The 24,007-nt window shown below is 28.7% G+C and carries 21 protein-coding genes and 1 rRNA gene; 12 read left to right on the top strand and 10 right to left on the bottom strand.

Going from position 1 to position 24,007, the window contains the following annotated elements; genetic code table 11:
* Positions 1-88: 88 nt before the first annotated feature.
* On the bottom strand, positions 89-457 hold the full coding sequence (locus BFL38_RS11110; RefSeq protein ID WP_069727103.1) for a heavy-metal-associated domain-containing protein: 369 nt from the start codon (positions 455-457) through the stop codon (positions 89-91).
* A 161-nt stretch (positions 458-618) separates the two neighbouring features.
* On the opposite strand from BFL38_RS11110, the gene BFL38_RS11115 reads away from it, so the two are divergent.
* Positions 619-1,233, top strand: coding sequence for a hypothetical protein (locus tag BFL38_RS11115; protein ID WP_069727104.1), 615 nt, complete (start codon positions 619-621; stop codon positions 1,231-1,233).
* Between the two features lie 40 nt (positions 1,234-1,273).
* On the opposite strand, the gene BFL38_RS11120 is transcribed toward BFL38_RS11115, so the two are convergent.
* The 4 genes from BFL38_RS11120 to BFL38_RS11135 all read right to left on the bottom strand — a co-directional run bounded on the left by BFL38_RS11120 (position 1,274) and on the right by BFL38_RS11135 (position 6,299).
* Positions 1,274-2,725, bottom strand: a complete 1,452-nt coding sequence (locus BFL38_RS11120; RefSeq protein WP_069727105.1) for an HD-GYP domain-containing protein — start codon at positions 2,723-2,725, stop codon at positions 1,274-1,276.
* An 86-nt stretch (positions 2,726-2,811) separates the two neighbouring features.
* Positions 2,812-3,198 (bottom strand): YkgJ family cysteine cluster protein, encoded by a 387-nt coding sequence (locus BFL38_RS11125; protein WP_069727106.1) that lies wholly within the window; start codon positions 3,196-3,198, stop codon positions 2,812-2,814.
* Between the two features lie 24 nt (positions 3,199-3,222).
* Entirely contained in the window at positions 3,223-5,553 is a 2,331-nt protein-coding gene (locus BFL38_RS11130) for a LysM peptidoglycan-binding domain-containing protein (protein ID WP_069727107.1), read from the bottom strand.
* 5 nt (positions 5,554-5,558) lie between these two features.
* On the bottom strand, positions 5,559-6,299 hold the full coding sequence (locus BFL38_RS11135) for a hypothetical protein (protein ID WP_069727108.1): 741 nt from the start codon (positions 6,297-6,299) through the stop codon (positions 5,559-5,561).
* 703 nt (positions 6,300-7,002) lie between these two features.
* Here BFL38_RS11135 and BFL38_RS11145 point away from each other — a divergent pair.
* From BFL38_RS11145 to rsmD, 3 genes are all read left to right on the top strand, one after another.
* Positions 7,003-8,517: ribosomal RNA gene (locus BFL38_RS11145) — 16S ribosomal RNA — on the top strand.
* A 390-nt stretch (positions 8,518-8,907) separates the two neighbouring features.
* Positions 8,908-9,582 carry a hypothetical protein gene (locus BFL38_RS11150; RefSeq protein WP_069727110.1) on the top strand — a complete coding sequence of 225 codons (675 nt, stop codon included), beginning with the start codon at positions 8,908-8,910 and terminating at the stop codon, positions 9,580-9,582.
* 29 nt (positions 9,583-9,611) lie between these two features.
* Positions 9,612-10,175 carry a 16S rRNA (guanine(966)-N(2))-methyltransferase RsmD gene (gene rsmD / locus BFL38_RS11155; RefSeq protein WP_069727111.1) on the top strand — a complete coding sequence of 188 codons (564 nt, stop codon included), beginning with the start codon at positions 9,612-9,614 and terminating at the stop codon, positions 10,173-10,175.
* Positions 10,176-10,247: 72 nt separating this feature from the next.
* Here the strand turns inward: rsmD and BFL38_RS11160 are convergent, their stop codons facing one another.
* On the bottom strand, positions 10,248-10,679 hold the full coding sequence (locus BFL38_RS11160; RefSeq protein ID WP_069727112.1) for a PepSY-like domain-containing protein: 432 nt from the start codon (positions 10,677-10,679) through the stop codon (positions 10,248-10,250).
* A gap of 284 nt (positions 10,680-10,963) precedes the next feature.
* On the opposite strand from BFL38_RS11160, the gene BFL38_RS11165 reads away from it, so the two are divergent.
* The 4 genes from BFL38_RS11165 to trxB all read left to right on the top strand — a co-directional run bounded on the left by BFL38_RS11165 (position 10,964) and on the right by trxB (position 15,626).
* Positions 10,964-11,965, top strand: a complete 1,002-nt coding sequence (locus BFL38_RS11165) for an FAD:protein FMN transferase (RefSeq protein WP_069727113.1) — start codon at positions 10,964-10,966, stop codon at positions 11,963-11,965.
* 76 nt (positions 11,966-12,041) lie between these two features.
* Positions 12,042-13,022, top strand: a complete 981-nt coding sequence (locus tag BFL38_RS11170) for an acetylxylan esterase (protein ID WP_069727114.1) — start codon at positions 12,042-12,044, stop codon at positions 13,020-13,022.
* A 124-nt stretch (positions 13,023-13,146) separates the two neighbouring features.
* Entirely contained in the window at positions 13,147-14,610 is a 1,464-nt protein-coding gene (locus tag BFL38_RS11175) for an AlbA family DNA-binding domain-containing protein (protein ID WP_069727115.1), read from the top strand.
* An 83-nt stretch (positions 14,611-14,693) separates the two neighbouring features.
* A complete protein-coding gene (trxB, locus tag BFL38_RS11180) occupies positions 14,694-15,626 on the top strand; it encodes a thioredoxin-disulfide reductase (RefSeq protein WP_069727116.1) in 933 nt (310 codons plus the stop codon).
* An 89-nt stretch (positions 15,627-15,715) separates the two neighbouring features.
* Here trxB and BFL38_RS11185 read toward each other — a convergent pair whose 3' ends face one another.
* A complete protein-coding gene (locus BFL38_RS11185) occupies positions 15,716-17,242 on the bottom strand; it encodes a YifB family Mg chelatase-like AAA ATPase (RefSeq protein WP_069727117.1) in 1,527 nt (508 codons plus the stop codon).
* 323 nt (positions 17,243-17,565) lie between these two features.
* On the opposite strand from BFL38_RS11185, the gene prmC reads away from it, so the two are divergent.
* From prmC to BFL38_RS11200, 3 genes are all read left to right on the top strand, one after another.
* Entirely contained in the window at positions 17,566-18,438 is an 873-nt protein-coding gene (prmC, locus tag BFL38_RS11190; RefSeq protein WP_069727469.1) for a peptide chain release factor N(5)-glutamine methyltransferase, read from the top strand.
* A gap of 31 nt (positions 18,439-18,469) precedes the next feature.
* Positions 18,470-18,880, top strand: coding sequence for a hypothetical protein (locus tag BFL38_RS11195; protein WP_008722183.1), 411 nt, complete (start codon positions 18,470-18,472; stop codon positions 18,878-18,880).
* 200 nt (positions 18,881-19,080) lie between these two features.
* A complete protein-coding gene (locus BFL38_RS11200) occupies positions 19,081-20,796 on the top strand; it encodes an amidohydrolase (protein WP_069727118.1) in 1,716 nt (571 codons plus the stop codon).
* Positions 20,797-20,991: 195 nt separating this feature from the next.
* Here BFL38_RS11200 and BFL38_RS11205 read toward each other — a convergent pair whose 3' ends face one another.
* Genes BFL38_RS11205 through BFL38_RS11215 form a run of 3 tightly spaced genes read right to left on the bottom strand, consistent with a single transcriptional unit; the run spans position 20,992 to position 23,179 of the window.
* Complete coding sequence (locus BFL38_RS11205) at positions 20,992-21,753, bottom strand: HAD family hydrolase (RefSeq protein WP_069727119.1); 762 nt, start codon at positions 21,751-21,753, stop codon at positions 20,992-20,994.
* 42 nt (positions 21,754-21,795) lie between these two features.
* Positions 21,796-22,752: a S66 peptidase family protein gene (locus tag BFL38_RS11210; RefSeq protein ID WP_069727120.1), complete on the bottom strand. Its 957-nt coding sequence runs from the start codon at positions 22,750-22,752 to the stop codon at positions 21,796-21,798.
* Positions 22,753-22,762: 10 nt separating this feature from the next.
* Positions 22,763-23,179 (bottom strand): secondary thiamine-phosphate synthase enzyme YjbQ, encoded by a 417-nt coding sequence (locus tag BFL38_RS11215; RefSeq protein ID WP_069727121.1) that lies wholly within the window; start codon positions 23,177-23,179, stop codon positions 22,763-22,765.
* A 467-nt stretch (positions 23,180-23,646) separates the two neighbouring features.
* On the opposite strand from BFL38_RS11215, the gene BFL38_RS15565 reads away from it, so the two are divergent.
* Positions 23,647-23,970, top strand: a complete 324-nt coding sequence (locus BFL38_RS15565) for a hypothetical protein (protein ID WP_256097254.1) — start codon at positions 23,647-23,649, stop codon at positions 23,968-23,970.
* Positions 23,971-24,007: the final 37 nt, after the last annotated feature.

Here is a 24,007-nt window from a genome sequence, read left to right on the forward strand (position 1 = left end):
TATTTTATTTTTTATTTAAAAAAATATTATACTTTTCTTTTTTGATTTATTCTGCCCGCCCACCCGCCCCCAATATCATATTTGTTTTTTAATCTTTTATATAATATCTATATCCTGATTCTTTTAGAGCTTCTTCAAATACTCTATTATCTAATTGTTTTTTAGTTAATATTGCGGCTTCTTCATTATCAAAACTTACTTTTGCATATACATCTTCGATCTTGTTAAAATTATTTTCTATAATTTTTGCACAATGATTACAAGTCATTCCTCCTATTTTAATTATTTTTTTATATGGGTAGTTTTTTTTATTTTTATCTTTTACTTTAACTTTTTCCATAATTTGAGATGTATTCTCTGATGAACAGCAGCTGCCTGATTTCATCTTTTTTATATAGTTTATTACAGAGATTATAGATATTATAATTATGATTGATATTATTATTATGCTTTCCATTTTTATCTCCAAAGTTTGATTATTGTTATAAAATGTTATATCATTCTAATAATTATAATTCTATTGTCAATAAAATTTTATAAAAAAATACCTATATATGTTTAATTTTAAGTTTTAAATTCCGTATTTATTAATAGTATAAATTACTTAAGGAAATTAAAATGAATAGATATATATTATTAATTTCATTTTTTATTATATTACTAAGTTACTCTTTAGCTTATTCTCAGAATGATAGAGATGATAATTCTACTAATGCTTTAAAAAGCAGATTATTTTTTACAGAAAGAGATAAATTAACTTCTAAAATGAATATATACACATCTTGGAAGGAAACATACAAATATTTGAGAGATAATAGATTCAGATTTTATAAAAGAGCAGGAAGAACTTTAACATTAGAATTCAGATATAAATATCCTAGCAGCTTACATGTTAATAATGGCACTCCTATCATATTCACATTTGATGATGGAAGTACAATTCAATTAACTAATATACAAAAGGTTATATATAATCCATATTTAATGGGTGATATTAATTATTATGATGTTGAAGTAAGATACAAATTTAATCAGGATAGTGAATTTGAGAGTTTTACTAGTAAATCTATATCAAATATAAGATTTAATTTTATAAATCAATTTGGTGAAGAAGATTATGAAGATATAGGTATATCTATATTAACAACAAGTAATTGGCAGGAAATATTCAGTGCATTCAAAAATGGCATTGATGCTTTAGAAGAATTGCAGGGAACTAATAGCACTTATTAAAAAACAGAGTTAAGTTTGTGGGGCAAGTATGATGTTATTGTTATATTAATTTGCATGCCATTAAGTCTTGTTCTATAGAATTGCTTAAAAACTCCACAAATACATCATATAGTATAGGATCCAATTTTACATGTTTTTCTACAAAATCTTCTCTCATAATATTAAGAGCTTCTTCAGGTGTGAATGTTTTTCCGCCCCTATATTTTCTGGCAGGATCTATTAAAGCATCGTATACATCTATGATTTCAAGCATTTTAGCAGGGAAATAAGCAAAAGCCTCGCATTCATCTATAGCTTTAGCATCATAAGTCATGATTCTTTGTATTTGGAAATTAGGATATTTTTTTAATTTTAAAGCATGTAAATGTTCATAAGGTCCGTATCCTAATCCGTAATATTCATGGTGTAAAGCTACTGTAAGTATAACCTCAAGCGGATATTCAGAAGTTTGACTAACTAAAGCATAGCTGTTAAATAGGTGTTTTTTTATTCTTTCATAATCTCTTCCATTTGCTCCTTCAAAATAGTCTAAATCTTTAACTTTACCTATATCATGAAGCAAAGCACCGACAGAATAAAGGTTCATATCTTTTTCTTCTATAATTTTAATACCTTTATCTATACAATCTTCAACAGTTGCTAAGTTTTTATGTATTCCTTCTTTATTGAATACAGCTTCAACTTGTTCATAAAATTTTTTATATTTATTAGTATATGAAGTTCTTATTTTATGTACTAAATGTCTTCTGTTTATTAAATTATTGTAGAATACCATAAAATTTACATAAGATATAAATACTCTGTTAGAATGAGACATAACACCTCCGTCAGAGTAATTTCTAAGTTCATCAAACACTTTCTGTGTTTCTGTATTTGCAGCAAGCATATCAACTATAGTAGTAACCAAATTTGTAGTAGTTTCAGTTATTTCCTGATTTTCTATTTTAGCCTGTTCCTGAGTGATTTCTTCTCCTTTAATCTTTTGAATACTTTCAAACATCGTAACTTTAGCTATAAGTCCTACATCATTTCCAACATTTACTATTTCCTGAGCTGTATTTTTATTGATTCCTGTTTCTTTATCTACTGAAATTTCTTTTAATTTATCATCATAATTTTTTATAGTGTTAACTTTTTCTTTATAAGTCATTTTAGAGATTTCGGATATTCTTTTACCCATCTCTTTTTCTGACTCTTTAGGTGTTCTAAATACATAAGGAGCAGAGTTATCTGAAGTATTATTTGAATTATTTGTTTGAGTAATAGATTTGAATTCTTCTATAAACATAGAAAAATTTTTGGGTATGTATATTTTTATATTGCTGTATTTTTCATTATCGATTATTAAACTTAATTGTTCTGTAGGAAATACTATAAGTTTCTTTTCCTTATCTAATCTGAATAATGGTATATTATGAGCGACTAACTGATCTTTTATGGTTTTTATATCTTTTACTGTTAGAATATCATATTTTTCTATCAAATCATTCATTATAAAAAATTACCTCAAACAAAAAATTATATAATATTTTTCACATTATATTATATATTATTTTTGAAAAAAAGAAATATAAAAAATTATTTTTTTATTTTAACACCCGGACAGGCTCTTTTGAATTTTCCTGCTATTAAATTACCATTTTTATCCATATATTCTTTCCAATATGGAAAAGTAGAACATTGATTAGGTTTGGCACTATTAATAGTACATCTATTATTTTCATCTAAAAATGTACAAGGTTTATCGTCTGTTACTTTTATATAATAACCATATCCTTCTTCATATTCTAAGTATTTGTTAATAAAAACTAATGGAGATATTTCTAATAATTTAGAAGCTCTTTTTATATCATCATCATTGAAAAACACATATCCTTTTTCACGGCAGCATATACCGCATCCTGTACATGAAAATGTTAATATTGCATTTTTATTATTTTTGTTTAATTTACTTGATTTTTTCATTTTATTGATTTTTGCTGTATTGGATTATTTTAATATGGAATTGGCTTGAGTTTTTATTGTATTGGCTAGATTTTGTTTACCCATTTTTAAGTACATTTCAGAAACCTTTATGTAATCATTATATAAAGCTCTTTTTTCTGAATCATTCATATCTTCAATTTTTTTTTTACCCCCATAGGGGATCCTAATATCTATATTAAAAACTATACTGTCAGGATTATTATTTATAATATTTTGATTAAGCACCGCTATTGAAGGCCATCTTCTGCTGTCTCCAAGCTCGGAGGTGGCTATTGATGATAGCGTATCAGTCCACTTTGTTTTATAAGTATCTGTTTTGTATGCTAATGCATTATTATTTGCCTGAGTATTATTAGCAGATGCATTAGTATTTGCAGCTGGCGGATTAGGCGGAGGTGCCGGAGGAGTAGGCGGAGTTATTTCAGGTTCTTTCGGAGGAGTAGGAGCTGCAGTATTAGTCTGCGGTCTTACTGTATTAGTCTGAGTATTTACTGTGTTATTAGTCTGCGGTCTTACTGCATTAGTTTGAGTATTTACTGCGGTATTAGTCTGCGGTCTTACTGCATTAGTCTGAGTATTTACTGTGTTATTAGTCTGCGGTCTTACTGTATTAGTCTGAGTATTTACTGCGGTATTAGTCTGCGGTCTTACTGCATTAGTTTGAGTATTTACTGCGGTATTAGTCTGCGGTCTTACTGCATTAGTTTGAGTATTTACTGCGGTATTAGTCTGCGGTCTTACTGCATTAGTTTGAGTATTTACTGTGTTATTAGTGCTTAATATAATATTATTTGTTGCTAAATCATTTGTATTTAATGTATTATTATTTGTAACCTCTTCATAGAAGTTATCATCAATTTCATTATTTTTTCCTGAGAAGAATTGAATACCTAAGAATGATAAACCTAATATTATAATTATAATCCCAACTATAGGTACAATTTTATTTGATTTTTTATTATTTTCTATAGAATGCTCCGGAGCTACATAAGGTTCTACCGGTTTTTTTTCAATTTCAGGAAGAGAAGAGCTTTTTAATTCATCTTCTGTTTCTATAATTTTTATTTCTTTATCTTTTAATTCCTGAATTTTTTCATTTATCGTTTCTTTTAATTCATCTATTTTTGATGAAGAATAATCTTTATAACTTTCTACAGAGCTATTTTCACTTATTGTAGGTGCATCTTTTATAGCAGTATCAATTTCTTCCTGATTAAATTTAGATTTCTGAATATGCTCATCCTCAGTAGGTATAACAACAGGTCTTTTAAATATATCGCTTTTACTGTATGTTGCTTTTTCTTCTACTTTAATACTATCAACATTATTTTCTATTTTTTCAGGTTCATTAGTTTCTGCCTCTGTTTTCTCTTCAGCAATTTCATCAAGTTTTTTATCTTCTTCTAATGATATTGATTCTGATTCTTCTTTAATTTCTGTGTTTTCTATTTCTTCTTTAGTATCAGAAATATCATAATCTTTATTATCAGATATTTCATTATTTTCAATTTTTTCATTCTCTTCAGTTTTTTTATCCTCATCTTTTTTACTTTCAAGTGTTTCAAATGAGTAAACAGGAGAATTATTATCATGAACTACTTGGGAAGATATGTTTTCATTGATTGATTCAGTATCCTCTTGAGCTTTTTCATTTTTTATATTATGAGCTGCAAATACACTGCTTATAATAGGTTTAGATGTATTTATCTCTTCGGTATTATTTTTAGTATTATCTAAATTATCATCATCTACTATGGCTATACGCTTTTTTACACTAACAGGTCTTGATACATTTTTAGATTTTGCTTTTATAGCTTCTTTAAGAAGAGTTATTGATTCTCTTTCTGTTTTATTTTCAGTATTTTCGGTTTTGATTGATTCTATTTTTCTAACAGGAGTTGAAGTTTTAAGAACTATTTTTCTTTCGGCAGTTTTTATTTCAGATGTTGCTTCTTTGATTATATCTTTAAAATCTTTTTTTTCATCATCATTATTTTTTTTAAGAATAGCATCTGAAGCTTTTATTTCAGGTTTATTTTCTTTTATTTCTTCTGATTTTTCATTTTCAGATATTTTTTTTTCAACTTTTTCAGCAGTTTTTTTAGCTGCAGTTTTCTTTACAGTATCTTCTTTCTTTTCAGCTTTTTCAGCAGTTTTTTTAGCTGTAGTTTTCTTTACAGTATCTTCTTTCTTTTCAGCTTTTTCAGCAGTTTTTTTAGCTGCAGTTTTCTTTACAGTATCTTCTTTCTTGTTAGAAGTTTTTTTAGCTGAAGTCTTTTTTACTTCCTTAACTTCTTCTTCTTTTTTGTTTGTTGTAGTTTTTCTTGTTGCCATATTTTTCACTCTGTTATATTTTGTTTTCTATTTATTAATATGTTTTTTATAGTATTCATTGTTTTTTCATCAAATATGTTTTCAGTTATATTTCCTCTTTTTAATGAATCTATAAGATATTTATTTAAATTTATATCTTTATTCAGGTTCTTTTCTTTAGCTATATAAATATAATTACACATAGATAGAATTATTCTAAGCTGATTTCCATCAGAAGAATACTTATCTATTAATTTCTGAGGTTCATCAATACCTAAACAACTTAAATTATAACAAACTTTAAAGAAAAGTTTATTAGTAACCTGTTTAATTTGAGTATCTTTTTTAACTTTTTTGTTTATAGTATAGAGTATAGAAAAATCTCTAGCTTCAGAATTACATACAGCAGCATAAAATTTTTCCTGATAAGGCATAAGATAATGATGACTTTTGGCCTTAGATTCTACTCTAGTAATAAATCCCTTTTCTTCCAAAACATCTAATGATTTAACTATAGTAGCATTTCCTCCTATACCTGCTTCATTCAATATTTGAGAATGAGTTGTTTTAGCTATACCAAGTTCATAATCATAATTAGCAACTAAAGTTCTATATACTTCTTTAGCGGATAAAGGTAATTTTTTCCAAGTATTATTTTCTGTTATAGATTTTGGAATAAAAGAACACATTGATGCTATTGATAAAAATGTGTCTTTATCTATTGTTTTTAATTGTGCTTTATTAATTATATCTAAAATGTTTTCCAAAATTCTACTCCAATATGTATATAATATATCTAAATTAATATAAAATCAAGTTTTAAAAAATATTTTGTTTATCTATTTTCCTAACACTGTTTTCTATAATTTGGGATTTTTTATCGGATTTGTTTTTATTAATTTTATTTTTATGTTTTTCATAATGATTTTTTAAAATGTATATAAAAAATCTATAAATTTTTAAGATTTTATAAGTTTTTTTAAAAATAACAGACTTGAAATTTGCTGAATTTTGAATTTTTTAGTATAAGTTTTCCAAAAATAGTCTAAAAATTCTAGAAATTTCAAGTTTTTTAGTCTTTTTCGAGCCTTGTTTTTTCCAAAAAAGTCAAAATATATTTTCATTTCTGAGAAATAAGTATTATATGTATTATAAAAGTAGTATTTTTCTAAAAAAAGATTAAAAAACATTAAAAACCACTTTGTTTAGTATTGTGTTTTTTTAGCTGTATGCTATAATAATAAAACAGTTGATGAGAAACAAAAAAACAAAACATCGACTGATACAAACAAAAATAAAAGTTCTTTGAAATATGGATAGCAGAAGCAATTTAAGAAAAACACAACTGGTGTAAAGAACTTGTATAAGTTCTATGACCCAATAGTTACAAATTGTAACATTTCTTTAAGTAAGTAAATCACTATTCAGTAGAATAGTAAAATAAAGAATCATTTCAGATTCACAAAAGTGAGTATGGAGAGTTTGATTCTGGCTCAGAGCGAACGTTGGCGATGCGTCTTAAGCATGCAAGTCGAGCGGGCTTATTCGGGCAACTGGATAAGTTAGCGGCGAACTGGTGAGTAACACGTAGGTAATCTGCCGTAGAGTGGGGGATAACCCATGGAAACATGGACTAATACCGCATATACTCTTGCTACACAAGTAGAGTAGAGGAAAGGAGCAATCCGCTTTACGATGAGCCTGCGGCCTATTAGCCTGTTGGTGGGGTAACGGCCTACCAAAGCTACGATAGGTAGCCGACCTGAGAGGGTGACCGGCCACATTGGGACTGAGATACGGCCCAGACTCCTACGGGAGGCAGCAGCTGAGAATCTTCCACAATGGACGAAAGTCTGATGGAGCGACATCGCGTGAGGGATGAAGGCCTTCGGGTTGTAAACCTCGGAAATTATCGAAGAATGAGTGACAGTAGATAATGTAAGCCTCGGCTAACTACGTGCCAGCAGCCGCGGTAATACGTAGGAGGCAAACGTTGCTCGGATTTACTGGGCGTAAAGGGTGAGTAGGCGGACTTATAAGTCTAAGGTGAAAGACCGAAGCTCAACTTCGGAAACGCCTCGGATACTGTGAGTCTTGGATATTGTAGGGGATGATGGAATTCTCGGTGTAGCGGTGGAATGCGCAGATATCGAGAGGAACACCTATAGCGAAGGCAGTCATCTGGGCATTTATCGACGCTGAATCACGAAAGCTAGGGGAGCAAACAGGCTTAGATACCCTGGTAGTCCTAGCCGTAAACGTTGTACACTAGGTGCTTCTATTTAAATAGGAGTGCCGTAGCTAACGTCTTAAGTGTACCGCCTGAGGAGTATGCCCGCAAGGGTGAAACTCAAAGAAATTGACGGGTCCCCGCACAAGTGGTGGAGCATGTGGTTTAATTCGATGATACGCGAAAAACCTTACCTGGGTTTGAATTGTAAGATTAATGATTTAGAGATAAGTCAGACCGCAAGGAGATTTTACATAGGTGCTGCATGCCTGTCGTCAGCTCGTGTCGTGAGATGTTGGGTTAAGTCCCGCAACGAGCGCAACCCTCACCCTTTGTTGCTACCGAGTAATGTCGGGCACTCTTAGGGGACTGCCTACGTTCAAGTAGGAGGAAGGTGGGGATGATGTCAAGTCCTCATGGCCCTTATGTCCAGGGCTACACACGTGCTACAATGGCAAGTACAAAGAGAAGCGAGACCGCGAGGTGGAGCAAAACTCAAAAAAGTTGCCTCAGTTCGGATTGGAGTCTGAAACTCGACTCCATGAAGTTGGAATCACTAGTAATCGTAGATCAGAACGCTACGGTGAATACGTTCCCGGGGATTGTACACACCGCCCGTCACGCCATCGGAGTTGGTTTTACCTGAAGTCGTTAGCCTAACCGCAAGGGGGGCGGCGCCGAAGGTGGGACTGATGATGAGGGTGAAGTCGTAACAAGGCAGCCGTACCGGAAGGTGTGGCTGGATCACCTCCTTTATTCGGAGATTGTCCGACTTAAATCTTACTGCTATTCATATTTGAAAGAATTTTTCCATATTATATTTTTTATACCTCGTTAATAAACTAGCCATCTAGGCTGGTTTTTTTGTGCTTTTTTTCTAAAAAAATCATTTTTGTTTTTTCAGAATATATATAGTAGTTATTATTATGAGTAATATTACAGCTAGACTTTTTCTATTTAATTTATTACTATAAAATTATTAATAATAATGTAGTAAATTTCTCTTAAATATTTTAAACTCTTTTATAAATGGTCTTAATATTATATATGATTACTTTAACATAATATTAAATATTTTTATAAAACACTTGTTTTTTTATTAATATTAGTTACTATATAAATAAAAATATTTTAGGTTTTAATTTATGAAATTTATATTCTCCAGATTTTTTATAGGAAGCATTGTAATACTGATAGGGGCTTATATTTTACTTCAGTATGTTTTTCATATCTATATTCCTGCACTTGCATATACTCCGGTGTTTACTATAATAGTATCTATTTTAATAATGGTTTGGGGCTGTGCTATACTTATTGGCAGAGGTTTCTATGCATCTAAAATACTTTTGGGACTTTTTGTTATATGTGCTGGAATATATATACTTATAAGATACTGTTTTAATATTAATATGCCTTTTATATTATATACGCCAATATTTAGAATGGTTATAGGTATGATAATAATATTTTTAGGTGTTTATATATTGTTTGGAATGCATTATTTAAGAGACAGCATACCTAAAAATAATAAAACTAAATATAATGTATATTTTAAGACAGATAGTATAGATTTATCTGAATTAGAAATAGACAGAAACAGAACTATAGATATTAATACATTTTTTTCTGATACTGTTGTTTTAATAAGTGATAAAGTGCAGGTTCATATAAAGGCATCAAGTGCTTTTGGATCTGTTTCACTTCCTACAGGCGACAGTGTAAGTTTTGGAGAGACTAATTTTATTATGGGAAGCTCTGATAAAATACTTTATTTAAATGTTAGCTCAGCATTTGCACAAATCAGGGTTCTTTATAAATAAATATATTATTATTAGGCAGTAATTAATTTATGCATATAATATCAGGAAATAAAAAGGGAAGAAAAATCGTAACCCCTAAAAGAGATTTCAGACCTACACAGGGTAAGGTTAAAGAGGCTTTTTTTAATATTATTGATATAGAAAATAAAACTTTTTTGGATTTATGCTCCGGAAGCGGTGCTATGGGTTTTGAGGCTTTAAGCAGAAATGCTAGGTTTGTAACTTTTATAGAAATAGACAGAGAGGCTGTAAAAACTATATTTTCTAATGCTAAAACTATATTCGATAATGATGATAATACATATAAAATAAAAAGACTATCAGCTGAAGATTATGTGAAAAAAACTGATGATAAATTTGATGTTATATATTTGGATCCGCCTTATCATTCAAAAATATATTTTGATGTTATAAATAATATAATAAGAAGAAATATGTTAAATGATAATGGAATTTTAGCTGCAGAGTTTGGGGCGGATTATTATAAAAAGTTCTTAGAAAATGAGGATTTTAAAAATATAGTATCAAATATTATAAAGTATGATATAAAAACTTATGGTGAGAGTGTATTAATAATATTTAAATATATATAAAAATTTAAGCATAAAAAAAGAGAGATGCCTTAAACAGCATCTCTCTAAAATTTCATAAACCTTAATTTATGTTTAATCGTCCCATTGCTGACCCATTAATTGACCATTAGCAGCTATATATAATTCCATCATATTATTAAGTTTTATTTTGTAGTTACCCCATTCTTTTTCAACATCTATCATTCTAGCTTGAGGATAAGTTCTTCTAACAGTATTAGCTACAGCCTGAGGTAATACACTCATAGGTACTCCGTTATATTCTCCATCTATATTAAGCCAATTACCATTAGGCATAAAATCTATAGAAGCTCCATTGGACAGCTTAACTTCAAATTTACCGTCATCTCTTTCAACTTTCCATATCTGAGCATTAGGATAAACTCTTCTTATGAATGTTCTTGCTTTTTGAGGTAATGATGAAACTGGTACTACCCAATCAGCAAAAAGGCTTGAAGTTGAAATAAGAGTTAATGATATTAATAAAGCTAATAATTTTTTTGTCATAATGAATCTCCTTAATTTGATTGTATTTTTCAATAATCTCCTGTAAATTATCTTTACAATTATAAGTATAGCAGAAAAACGATTTATGTCAATGGAATTTACTCTAGTTTTACATTTTTTTTACAAAATATGGTGATATCAATATATTTATAATACATATTATACTTATCTGCTGATTACATAAAGATAAATTGTGTTATAGTAAATATTGTTTACTTTTACAATTATTTTTTATTAATGGTTTATAAATAAATATGTATAATTTGATTCTGAGAGATTAAAACATGAAAAAAAAGATTTATTTTTCTATACCAATAATAGCAGTAGCATTAATAGTATCCATTTCATTTTATATGTCAAGGAATAAATATATAACAGCTACTGTAGTAATAAGCGATACTATACTTAATATAACAGCAGAGACTTCTGATAAGAATATGGATAAACTTATAGAGAGTATTAGAAATGAGATAAATAGAATTGATAATATACTAAATCCGTATAATACTTCAAGCGAAATAGGAATAATAAATAAAGAAAGTTTATCAGGAAAAACTGAAATAGAAATTTCAGATGAAATGGCACATATATTTACAACAGGATTAAGGTATTCAAGATTAAATCCATCTTTTGATATAAGTGTAAGACCTTTAATAGAGTTATGGGGATTTGGAGTAAAAGAAAATCAGACAGTACCTTTAAAACAGGATATAGATAATGCTTTAGCTAATATAGATTATTCAGCTGTGAGTATAATTACAAATGATGAAAATAAAAATATATTAAAATTATCAAAACCATTAACATTTGATTTTGGATCTTATGGTAAAGGTTATATAATAGAGAAATTAAAAAATATATTTGCAGAATATAATATAAAGAATTATTTAATAGATTATGGAGGAGATACCTATGCAAACGGAGTTAATAGCAGAGGTAAGCCTTGGGTAATAGCAATTAGAAATCCAAGAAATGATGCTGACGGATATTTAGGTCTTTTAGAAACTACAAATTGTACAATAGTAACAAGCGGAGATTATGAGAGGTATTTTACTCAGGACGGCACTAATTATCATCATATAATAGATGCAGAAATAGGATATCCCACTTATAACAGTATATCTGCCACTATAGTTCATACAAATGCTGAAGAAGCTGATGCTCTATCAACAACAGCATTTTTGATGGGTACTAATTTCTTTACAAATGAGGCTTTTAAATATAAAGAGGCTTATATTGTAACTTCTCAGGGTGAATTATTCATAGTAACTAATGATAATTTTTAATATACATACTTTAAATTACAAAAAATATATATATACTATAGAGCATATATATTTAATTTGATTATAGAGGTTTTATATGGCTTTTTTTGATTTAAGTTTAGAAGAACTTTATAAGTATAAGGGAAGCGGCGAAGAGCCTAAAGATTTTGATGAATTTTGGATTGATACTTTAAATGAAAATAATCATAAAACAGATACTGAATATACTTTAGTAGATACGCATTTAAAATTGTTTGATGTATGGAATGTATCATTCAAAGGTTATGCAGCTCATAAAATAAATGGTTGGTATATAGCACCTAAATATGCAAGAGAAAATAATGAGAAATTAACTTGTATAATGTGCTATCCCGGATACGGCGGCGGAAGAGATTATCCTAATAAACATTTACTTTTTCCTTCAGCAGGATACAGTGTATTCGTAATGGAGGTAAGAGGGCAGGGAGCAGAAGGAGGAAACGGAGCAACAACTCCTGATCCTGTAGGTTCAACTCCCCATGCTGACGGATTTCTCACTATGGGAATATTAGACAAAAAAGATTATTTTTATAAAAGAGTTTTTATAGATGCATTTAAATCCGTTGAGGCTGCAAAAGAGCATTCTCTTACAGGTAAAATTGCTGTAAATGGTACTAGTCAGGGCGGAGGTATATCACTTGCACTTTTAGGACTTTCGGCACTTAAAAAAGAAAAAATTGAAGCTGCTATGATAGATGTTCCTTTCTTATGCGATTATAAAAGAGCCTCAACAATTACAGATACTTTGCCTTATAATGAAATAGCAAGATTCTGCAAAACTAATAGAATGCATGAAAAAACTGCTTTTGAAACTTTATCATATTTTGATGGAAGTTTCTTTGCTAAAAGGTCTAAAGTTAAGGCTTTATTTTCAGTTGGTCTTATGGATATTATATGTCCTCCTTCTACTGTGTTTGCTGCTTATAATAATTATGCTGGAGAAAAGTCTATTAATGTTTATACTTTTAATGGACATGAGGGAGGGGATAATGAGCAGAGTGAAAGAAAATTAGAATTTTTGAATTCATTAAATTTATAGTTTTATAATATATTACATATTATACATATATTATCTGCTATTATTTATGTAAATAAAATATGTTGATAATATTTGTATATATGTTATATTATTATATATAATAATAGGTATTGATGGATATGGTATGAAGATTGTATCTGGCAGATTTTTTTCTAAATCTGAACTAAGAAATAGAATATTGAGGGATGTGGTTATTTCCATTTTGTTCTTGTTTATAATCATTTTGGTTTATATGCAGATTAGAAGCCCTATACCTATAAAATTTATTTTTAAATCACTTTTTCAAGATGTGAAAACTTCAATAGTAGAAGAATATTCTAAAATATTTTATCCCACATACTATTTTTCCATGCAGATGACGCCTATATTTGATATAGTTAATCAGGCTCCTGAGGCATATAAAATCTTAATAACTAATTTCTTTCCAAAGCATACTTTTATAGAAGAAGCAGCAATGCAGGTAGGTAATAATTATATGTCTATTACTAAAGAAGGAAACGGATATAAAGTCGTCGGACATATTGTAACGAACAGCAGCAGCAATCAATATTCATCTGTTCCTTTTGAACAGCTTAGTATTGATTCTTTCTATATAAAAGACGGTAAGCCATATATACATTTAATATATATAGCTAATAAAAATATAGCTTTTGAATATATTTCTCAGTTTAATGTAAATTTTAATGATGTAGAGCTTAGAGATATTGATGACATGTATGCTTATCTTATAACAGGAAACAGCAAAATTACTTTTCCTATATCATATTCTGCTACAAATGAAATGAAAGATAATTTGGATTATAGTGTAATAGCTGATATTATGATTGATGAATTTAATGGAACTAATGAAGATATGATAAAAGTTTCATATAAGGATAATAATTATTGGGGATATAAAGGTACTTTCTCAGTTGCCAATAATAATATAAAAATAGGAATCATCATTCCGGAAAAAGCTTTAATCAGTAAAATACAAATACCTATAATATTATTTTTGGTTGTATTTGTAATTATTACTGTAGTTATAATAGTGATGCTGGCAATACATTATATTAGAATGATAGAAGAATTAAAAAGAAATCATATGAATATAACAAAAATAATAGAAGAAGGCGAAAATACTAATGTAGAGTTTAAATCCACATTAAGATATGACAGTAATACAAAAAAAATAAATAAGGCTTTAGAAGAAGTTATTATGAAATCTATTGCGGCATTCAGTAATACTGAAGGCGGAAGATTGTTTATAGGAATTGCTAATGATGGGAAAATAATAGGACTTGAACATGATTATTCTACATTAAGACAGCCTAATAGAGATTTTTTTGAACTGCATTTAAGAACACTTATAGAAACATATTATGGCAATGCTTTTTCTGCTGAGGGAATAAGAATTGATTTTGTGGATCATAATGGCAAAGATATATGTATTGTTTATATAAGAAAAGGAAGAGAACCTGTATATACTAAAATAACAAATAAACAAGGTGCTAAAGAAGAAAAATTTTATATAAGAGTTGGAAATTCTTCTAGGGAAATTGCAAATGCAAGCGAAATAATAGCTTATGTAAAAAAACATTTTAGGTAATTAAAATGTTTATATATCTAACTTGACTATTAAAATATATATTATATAATAATTATTACTAATAATAAAAGGAGTGTTTATATATGTCTGTATATGATAGCATCATAATAGGCGGAGGTCCTGCAGGTCTTTCTGCTATGCTTTATTTAGGAAGAGCTTTAACAAATTCTATTTTGATAGAAAAGAAAGGTATTGGCGGTCAGATGATGAGCACTGATTCGGTTGAGAATTATTTAGGTTTTCCTGAAGAAATGAGTGCATTTGAGCTTGTAGCAAGAATGCAGCAGCATGCTGAAAAATTCTCTAAAAATGAAATAGTTTATGATGAAGTTATAAAAGTAGAAAATATTAAAGATGAAGTGAAGAAAGTTATTACTGCTGACGGCAAAACTTATGAAACAAAGACTATAATACTTGCTATGGGCGGATTCGCTAAAAAATTAGGAACAAAAGGCGAAGATACATTTGGAGGAAAAGGAGTTTCATATTGTGCTACTTGCGACGGTGCCTTTTACAGAAATAAAACTGTTGCTGTAGTCGGAGGAGGAAACAGTGCTTTTGATGAGGCTTATTTCCTTACAAGATTTGTTAATAAAATATATTTAGTTCACAGAAGAAAAGAATTCAGAGCTGAACCTATAAATGTTAAGCATTTAACAGACACTGGAAAAGTAGAATATGTACTTGATTCTGTGATAGATGAGATTTGCGGAGACGGCAAAGTTAATAATATAAAAATAAAAAATGTAGTAGACGGTTCTATACATGATCAGACTGTAGACGGTGTATTTGTTTTCGTAGGTCAGGAGCCTGCAACTCATTTCTTAAAAGACACAGGATTAGAATTAAAAGATACAGGACATATAGTTACAGACATGTCTACAATGGAAACTAATATTCCTGGAGTATTTGCCTGCGGAGATTCTATATTAAAACCGGTTCGTCAGGTTGCTAATGCTGTTGGAGAAGGTGCGGTTGCTGCTATGAGCGTAACTCATTATTTAAATAAGGCTTAATTTAATAATTTTAGTAAATATAAAAAAGAGTTTAGCTTTTAATAAGTTAAGCTCTTTTTTATATAAATATGATTTAATATTTTAAAATTTCAGTTATTAAAATTAAATCTGTACTGCAAAGCCTCTGTTACATGTTCTGCTCCTATTATGTCTTTGTCATCTAAGTCTGCTATAGTTCTTGATACTTTCAATATTTTATTATAGCTTCTTGCACTCATTGAAAATCTTTCCATAGCCATATTAAGTAAATTTTTAGCTTTATCATCTAATATGCAGAACTTTTCAGTATCTTTTATGCCCATAGATGAATTAGAAAATATTTTAAGTCCGTTATCTTTGAATCTTTTCTCCTGTTTTTTTCTAGCCTCAATAACTGTTTTACGCATAGAGGCAGAACTCTCGCCATCGGCTTTTGAAGTCATCTTAGCATACTCAACTGCACGAACTTCTATTGATATATCTATTCTATCAAGTATAGGACCTGAAAGTTTAGCTATATATTTTTTTCTAGCTATATCAGAGCATCGGCATGTATGTTTTTCATCTCCGTAATAACCGCAAGGACAAGGGTTCATAGCGGCAATTAAAGTAAAATTAGCAGGAAAGGAAATACTTCCATTTGCTCTGCTTATTGTTATACTTTTTTCTTCCATAGGTTCTCTTAATGTTTGAAGTGCTGAGCTTTGAAACTCTACAAATTCATCAAGGAACAAAACTCCATTATGAGCCAATGTTATTTCTCCTGCCTTTATATTTCTGCCTCCTCCCACTAAACTTACATAAGAAGAAGTATGATGAGGTATTCTAAACGGACGTTTTTTTACTATAGGAATATTTTTTGACAATAGTCCGTAAGAAGAATATATTTTTGTAACTTCAAGGGCTTCTTCAAAGGTGAGAGGAGGGAGTATTGTAGGTATTCTTTTTGCTATCAAAGTTTTACCGCATCCGGGAGAGCCTATCATTATAAAATTATGTCCGCCTGCTGCTGCTATCATTGCTGCCCTTTTAGCATATTCCTGACCTTTAACATCTGAAAAATCTATATTTTCATTTTCTTCGCTATTAAAATTAAATTTGCCTTCTGATATGATAGGAGCTTTTTTTCCTTCTATTGTATCTATCGCCTCTTTTAAAGTTTTTACAGGGTATAAATTAAGTCCTTCAATGATATTAGCTTCTTCTATATTATTAAATGGTATTACAGCATTTTTTATACCCAATTCCTTAGCATTTAAAAGCATTGAGAATATTCCTTTAACTTCCCTTACACTTCCGTCAAGAGCCAATTCTCCAAGTATTATAGTTTTATCCATAAAGTCAGAAAAAAATACCTGAGCACTTGAGGATAGTATTCCCAAAGCGAATGCCAAATCATACATACTTCCTGTTTTCTTTAAGTCAGCAGGGGCTAAATTTATAGTTATTCTTTTAGGAGGGAAAAATCTGTCGCTGTTGTTTATAGCAGCAATTACTCTCTCTTTTGCTTCATTTACTGCCTGATCCGGTAATCCTACAACATCGAATTTAGGCAAACCTTCAGATATATTAACTTCTATTACAATAGGTATTCCTTCTATGCCGTAAAGAGCTTCTGAATATATTTTTGTATGCATATAAAACTCCATTGTATTAATTCTTATATGCATATAGTTAAACAAATTTTTTTAATATTTAAGCCTATAAATCAAAATATTTTATCATAATTTTATTATTATTATATATTCTATAAATAGATTAAAATTTATTTAATATAAATAATTGATAAAATTGACAATACTCTTTTTTTGAATATAATATGTACTAGCATTATGAGCAGACTTGTGCAATAGTGTACAATAGAAAAATAGTAATGGAAGTATATGTATTATGAGTTTATGGTTTTAATGTTTATACTAAATTATACACTCTTAATAGAGATTATTTTTAAATGGTTAATTTGAATATAAATCAAGCAGTAATAAATTATGCTAAACAATTAGAAAAAATCAATGATGATTATAAAGTGTCTTATATTGAGTCACAGACTATCATAATGCATTCTTTAAATATGAATAAAATAAAGTTAATATCCGAAGGACTTAGAGAATTAACTGAAGAGGAAATAAATATAATAGATAGTTTTATAAAAAGAAGATTAAATTATGAGCCTATATCATACATTACAAATAAAAAAGAGTTTTACGGTTTTTGTTTTTATGTTGATAATAATGTGCTTATACCAAGACCGGAAACTGAAGAGCTTATCGACTTGGTATTAGATTATACAAATGATAAAGATAATATTTCAATATGCGATATTGGTTCAGGAAGCGGAAATATACCTTTAACATTAAAAAAATTATTTTTAGAGCAGAATAAAAATATTGATATTACAGCTATTGAAATAAGTAATGGTGCTTTTGAAGTTATAAAGAAAAATGCTTTAAATATATTGGGAGATGAAAGATTAATAAATATAATAAATGCAGATGCTTTGGAGTTTATACCTAAGAGAAAATTTGATATAATAGTTTCAAATGCTCCTTATGTAGCTTTAAAAGATAAAGATTCACTTCAAAAAGATTTGGAGTTTGAGCCTCAAAATGCTCTATATTCCGGACTTGACGGACTTGATTTTTACAAAAGTTTTTTAAGTATTATAGAAAGATATTTAAAAGATGATGGGGCTTTCTTTTTTGAAATAGGCTGTAATCAGGGGAAGGCATTGGCTGATATATGTCATTCTTTTAATATAAAAAATGCATTAGTAAAAAAAGATTTAAACGGAAAAGATAGATTTCTTGTTTGTTATAATATAAAGAACTCTTAATTTTATATATAAGTTTTAAGGAGAATAATATATGCAGTATGTTAAATTTGGAAGCAGGAGAGGCGAGCATGGAGATATTAAACTTTTGGATATATTCTATAGACATAATATTGTATTTGCTGAAGTGAAAGCTGGGGCAGAAAAAGTAAGAGAGAAAAAGTTTTTAAAAGGTACTAAGATAATGATAGCAGATGGTTTAACTGCTGTTGCCGTTGCTGAGGCTTTGACTGATTCTGATTCTCTTGATAATTTTAATATTAAATTCAATAAAAATGAAATTGAGAGAGTTAATATTTCTGATTGGGTAATAGCTGCTAAAGTTAAAATATATAAATTAAAAGAAGAAGATTATTTTCCAACTACAATAGGTAAATTCTATCATATAAAAAATAAAGAAAAAATGAAATTAATAGATGAATTATTAGAAAAATATTCAAATTAATATTAAATATATATTTCATTTTATCTAAAAAGTAATTCTGAATTTGTTTAATGATTTTTCATTTTCTACAAAACTATATAAAAATTAAATTTTTTTAATAAAAATTCAAAAAAATTACATGTATCCGTATTGTATATAGTATTCAATTAATATAAAATTATGGTTCATTTTAAAATTTTATTTAAAGGAGTTTACAAAAAGTGAACAAAAAAACATTATTACCAATCATTTTACTAATTTTATCTTTTATTGTAATCGGTTGTAATGGCGGAAGTAAATATGCTGATACTGTAATAACCGGTACAATATACACATCTGAAACTAATCAGAAAATAGTGAATGCTATCGCTATTAAAGATGGTGTATACCAATATGTCGGAGATGAAGAAGGAGTAAAAGAGTTTATAGGTGATAATACCGAAGTTATTAATTTAGAAAGCGGTATGGCAATGCCTAGTTTTTTTGAAGCTCATGCACATGCTGAGTTAGGTGGTATAGGTAAATTATACCAAGTAGAATTATATGATGGAAAGTCTATGCAGGATTATGAGAGAATAGTTTCAAATTTCCTTGCTGAACATGAGGGTTTGAAAATATTGAGAGGTTCAGGATGGGGTAATGGATATACTCCTAAAAACGGACCTACTAAAGATGTTCTTGATAGAATTTCTACAGAAATTCCTATAGTATTAACATCACAGGATTATCATTCTATATGGGTAAACTCTAAAGCTATGGAAATTGCTGGAGTAGATGCTGATACTCCAGATGTTGAAGGCGGAGTGATAGAAAGAGATCCTGTTACTAAAGAACCTACAGGAACTTTCAGAGAAAAAGCTCAGGATTTGATATTGGCTAAATTGCCTGATTATTCTATAGAAGAATATAAAAATGGAATACTATCATATCAAGATGAAGCTTTATCTTATGGAGTTACATCTATATTCAATCCTTTATTGAATATGAACTCAGATGGTAAAAATTTATTTTCTGCTTTAAATGAACTTGATAAAAGCGGAGATTTAAAATTAACTTATTTTTCAGGCTATCAGGTATTAGCAGATAATGACCCTATATCAAATTTAAATGTAATAGCTGATTTGAAAAAACAAGCTAATGGAAATAAATTTAAGCTTACAACAGTAAAATTATTTGCTGATGGAGTGGTAGAGGGTAAGACTGCTTACTTACTTGAGGATTATGCTTCTGATCCCGGATTTAGAAGTGTAGGATTATGGGAGCAGGACTTTATGAATGAAGTATGTTTGAAAGCTGAAGAGTTAGGGCTTCAAATACATATACATTCTATAGGAGATGCAGCGGCAAGACTTTCTATAAATGCCCTTGATTATGTACAAAAACAAACAGGTGCCGCTAATAAAAGACATGCTATAACACATTTGCAAGTAGTTAACAAAGATGATATAAAAAGAATGGGAGAATTAAATATAGTTGCTGTTACAAACCCTTATTGGTTTTTTAAAGAAGATGGATATTATTATGAATTAGAACTTCCTTATTTAGGAGAAGAAAGAGCTAGTAAAGAATATCCTATGAAAGACTTATTTGATGCAGGATGTGTAGTATCACTTGCAAGCGATTATCCTGTAACAGTTCCTCCTAGACCTTTAGACGGCATACAGATTGGTGCTACAAGAATGAATTTAGAAGGAGAAGCTGAATCATTACTTGGGGAAGATCAAATAGTAAGTGTTGAACAGATGATGGATTCTGCCACAATAAATGGTGCTTATCAGAATTTTGCTGAAGATACTTTGGGTTCTATCAAAGTAGGAAAGAAAGCAGATTTTATAATATTGGATCAAAATATACTTGAGATAGTGCCTACAGATATTACAAAAACTAAAGTATTAAAAACTTATATAGATGGAAAATTAGTTTATCAGGCAGAATAATCTATTTTTATTTAATAAAAAAGCCCCGTTTTATTTATTAAAATAATTCGGGGTTATTCTTTTTTTCCTCTTAATTTATCGAATAAACTTACTATACCTGCTATAATCAGACCGATTATACAAAATATTCCTCACATAAATGCTCCTTATATTCTTTATTTAATTATACCCTAATAAAGTATTAAAATCAATATCTTATAACTCTTTATAAATAATATCAGAAATAAAATTAAAATATTTATTTGTTATAGATTTAATTCTTTTATTAGCATCCATCTGTATATAGCCGTCATATTTTTTTATCATTTCTATATCATTGTTGGAATCGCCTGCAGTTATTATTTTTTCTACATTATTATTTTTATTTAATAGTCTATATACAAAATCAACTCCATTCGCTTTATTAACTGTATTTTTTACTATATCAATAGTTCTAATATTAGCATAAGCTGTTACTTCTTCAAATTCTTTATTAATAATATTTGCCGTTATTTCAGTAGTTTCAGCATTAGGAGTCATTTTATTTATTTGTATAATATTTTTTACGGTTTCTATTTGCTCTATATCTATCTTTTTATCAACTCTAAAAGGAAGTATATCATTTCCATCTTTTGATTTTACAGATATTAAATAATTATCATTTACTATTTCTACTGTACCGCCGAATTTTTCATGCAGAAATCTTATTACTTTATATGACACTTTATCATCAAAAGCATCTTTAAATATCATTTCTTTTTTATTATTGAATACTAAAGCTCCGTTATTGGCTATCAAATAATCGAATTCCAATCCATGCCTTTCAATATGTTCAAATATAGAAAATTTATTTCTTCCTGTTGCAATAATAAATAGGTTTCCAGCTTCTCGCCATTTTTTTATAGCATCAAAAACACTTTCATCAATTTTTTCATAAATATAAATAGTCATATCATAATCACTAAAAAACAATTTCATAATAACTCTCTTATTTCTATTTGAATTTTTTATTGTTCTTTTTTAAATCAGTACATTTTCTAATGTTTCAAAACTTTTATTTTCAGCATCAATCTTTACCATAGCACCATGTGCAATAGTGAGTTTAGTTTTACCATGTCCGCATTTTACATTTGTAAGTACAGGTATATTTAAATTGCTGAATCTTTCTATTATAGTTTCTTTGGCAGTTCTAAATCCTGTTTCTTTTTCTCCTTCAAGCAAATCGCAGTTTTCAAAATCACCAACTACAATTCCTCTTATAGATTTGCCTATTTCTTTTGAATTAAATATAGCAGATATAATTCTATCAATCTTATAAGGTTTTTCATCTACTTCTTCTATATATAATATATAATCCTTATTTAATTTCGGAAAATATTCTGTGCCGAAACTAGACATCATGACAATGAAGTTCCCGCCTATTAATATTCCTTCTGCTTTTCCATCATTTCCATAAGATATGCTTTCAAATTCTGATCCGTCAGGATTTTTATAAATTATTTTTTCTTTACTCTCTAAAACATCAAACATATTATTCAATGAGGCTTCATCAAATGATTTTCCTTTTATCATATCTATGCTTACCATTGGGGCATGAAAGGTAATGAGTTTTGTTTTTTCATAAAAAGCCAAATGAAAAGAAGTTATATCGCTGTAGCCTGCAAATATTTTATTATTGCTTTTTATGATATCGTAATTTAACTTATCAAGTATTCTAACTGCACCGTATCCGCCTCTTGAACATATTATTGCATCAACTTTATCGTCTTTAAAGAAATTATTTAAGTCTTCAGCCCTTGCCTCATCATTTCCGCCGTATCCATTATAATTATCAAATACATGTTTTGATAATTTTATCTTGTATCCTCTGCTTTCTAAATATTCTATTCCCTCATAGAGTTTATTTTTAGGGCATGCACTTGAAGGAGTTATTATGCCTATAGTATTTCCTTTTTCTAATCTTTTTGGCTTTATCATAAAATTAATATCATTCCCCTATAATTTTTATCAATACTCTTTTCACTCTTTTTCCGTCATATTCTCCATAAAAAATCTGCTCCCAAGTTCCGAAATCAAGTTTGCCGTCTGTAACAGCCACTACAACTTCTCTTCCCATTAATTGTCTTTTCATATGAGCGTCGGCATTATCTTCATAGCCATTATGATTATATTGACTATGAGGTTTTTCAGGAGCTAATTTTTCAAGCCATACTTCAAAATCCTGATGAAGTCCGCTTTCATCATCATTGATAAATACGCTTGCTGTTATATTCATAGCATTGCATAAAACAAGTCCCTCTTTAATACCGCTTTCATTTAGGCATTTCTGAACTTCTTGGGTAATATTCATATATCCTCTTCTTTTTGGATAATTTATTTCTAAAACTTTTCTGTAAGATTTCATTTCATTCTCCTTAAAAATATTACTACCATAATATAGTAAAATATTGAGTATGACAAGTTTTTTAATGCATAGTTATTGAATATTTTATTGTATAATAGTGTTATTTATAATAAATTTACAAAATCTATATATTTTTAAATTATAATAAATAATTTAGTAAAGAAAAATAATAAAGTTATGATATATTTGTTTATTTTTTTTATAAAAATTAAAAAAATGTTTTTATTTTTAAAAAAATATGCAATAAGTATTGAATAATGTAATGAATTTTGATAAAATAATATGAAATATTTGATTTGTATGATATTATATATTTTAATTATATTAATGTTTGTTTAATAAAACTTTTTTCTATAATATTGCTGAATAATTAAATTTATTTAGCATATTTTAGCTATTAATATTCTTATTTTTAAGAATTTTAATAAATATAAAATAAGTATAAAAATAATTTTAGGAGATAACTTATGAAGAAAGTTAGCAAAAAAGTAAAGTTCCTAGCAGCAGCATTAGGTTCTTTATTAATTTCAACATCAGCATTTGCACAATCAGTTGAGGACACTCCTTTTACTTTGAACAATTCAGCAGTAAAAAGAGCAACAGCAGGTCAGTTTGATACAGACTCTGACAGAGTAAACGCAAAAGACATATTTGATTTGCAAAGATCATTCTTTTCAGCAGGATATTTAGGTAATTTAAATAATACTGCTCAAGGCGATATTGCTACTGATCCTACAACAGGTAAAATAAATAATGGAATACAAGGATCTTTTGTTGTGGTATGTATTTAGGTTTTGCAGCAGCATACAAATTTGATGACAGTCTAAC

The sequence above is a fragment of the Brachyspira hampsonii genome (assembly GCF_001746205.1).
Lineage (GTDB): Bacteria > Spirochaetota > Brachyspiria > Brachyspirales > Brachyspiraceae > Brachyspira > Brachyspira hampsonii_B.